1 protein-coding gene is annotated in these 1,475 nt (G+C 42.3%); it reads left to right on the top strand.

The annotated features are described in order from the left end of the window. The first annotated feature begins 101 nt into the window (after nucleotides 1–101). Entirely contained in the window at nucleotides 102–1,454 is a 1,353-nt protein-coding gene (locus V6D41_RS21375) for an IS1182 family transposase (protein ID WP_333519567.1), read from the top strand. The last annotated feature ends 21 nt before the right edge of the window (nucleotides 1,455–1,475 follow it).

Genomic DNA, 1,475 nt, shown 5'->3' with positions numbered 1-1,475 from the left:
TCAGGCTGTCGAGAAAATCTCGACAGCCTTTATTTTTCCTTAAAATATCCATTCTCGTGTAATAAAATAAAAGAAAGACTTAAAAGGACGGTGTCTTTCTCATGTTCCATACAAGAAATTCTTCTCAAAACGCAGCCGAGTTTGTTCTGCTTGACCAACTCGTCGAAGAGGATCACCTGCTTCGAAAAATTGATCAGCACATAGACTTTTCTTTCATCATTGAAAAGGTTAAACCTTACTACAGTGAAAATAAAGGCCGCCCCTCACTCGATCCGCTGATTTTATTCAAAATGATGTTTATCGGATACCTCTACGGCATCCGTTCAGAAAGGCAGCTTGAAAAAGAAATTTACTACAATATGGCGTACAGATGGTTTTTGGGACTGAATATCAAAGACCCAGTTCCGCACCACTCCACCATCAGCTGGAACAGACGCACACGCTTTAAAGATACAACGATTTTCCAAGACATTTTTGATGAGATCGTTCTTCAGGCCATCAATCATGACATGGTGGGCGGACGTGTCCTTTTCACCGATTCAACTCATCTGAAAGCCAATGCCAACAAGCACAAATACACAAGAAAAACGATTGAACAGGATACACAAAACTATATCAAAGATTTAAATGAAGCCATCCAGGAAGATCGGGAGGATCACGGAAAAAAGCCATTACCGGCCAAAGAGGAGGTGAAAGCTGAAAAAGGTATCCGCCACAGTACCACTGATCCGGAAAGTGGATATATGTATCGTGAAAACAAACCGGAGGGTTTCTTTTACTTAGATCACCGAACAACGGATATGAAACATAACATTATCACCGACGCCTATGTCACGCCTGGAAATATCCATGATTCTGTGCCTTATCTTGACCGATTAGACCACCAAATGGCACGATTTAATTTTGAAGTAGAAGCCGTCGCTCTTGATTCTGGTTATTTAACGACTCCGATCTGTAAAGGATTAGCTGACCGCCATATTTTTGGCGTCATTGCCCATAGACGATATCACCCTACTAGGGGCTTGTTTCCAAAATGGAAGTTTCATTATGACAGTGAAAAAGACAGTTACATTTGCCCGAACCAGCAGGTACTTACATACTCAACAACTGACCGAAAAGGCTACCGGTCATATAAATCAAATCCTGAAACCTGTTCCGCATGCCCATTGCTTCAGCAATGCACAAGATCAAAGAACCGCCAGAAGGTCATCACCCGGCATGTATGGGAGGACCACAAAGAAAAGGTCAGACAAAATCGTTTATCTGTTTCAGGAAAAACCCTCTATAAAAAAAGAAAAGAAAAAATAGAGCGAAGCTTTGCAGATTCAAAACAGCTGCATGGGCTTCGCTATTGCAGGTTGAGGGGAAAACGGAATGTGAGTGAACAAGTTCTCCTCACAGCCGCATGCCAGAACATGAAGAAGATTGCCACATACCTAGCCAAGCAGGGCTAGGTATGTGGGAGCTCTTTTTCT

Origin of the sequence: Bacillus sp. 0102A (genome assembly GCF_036765155.1) — a bacterium.
GTDB classification, from domain to species: Bacteria; Bacillota; Bacilli; order Bacillales; family Bacillaceae; genus Bacillus; species Bacillus subtilis_G.
Note: the sequence above shows the minus strand (reverse complement) of the source record. Positions and strands in the feature narration are given on the sequence as shown.

What these genes read in the sequence shown, in the direction of transcription:
- V6D41_RS21375 (WP_333519567.1), top strand. Translation starts at nt 102, where the DNA reads ATGTTCCATACAAGAAATTCTTCTCAAAACGCAGCCGAGTTTGTTCTG.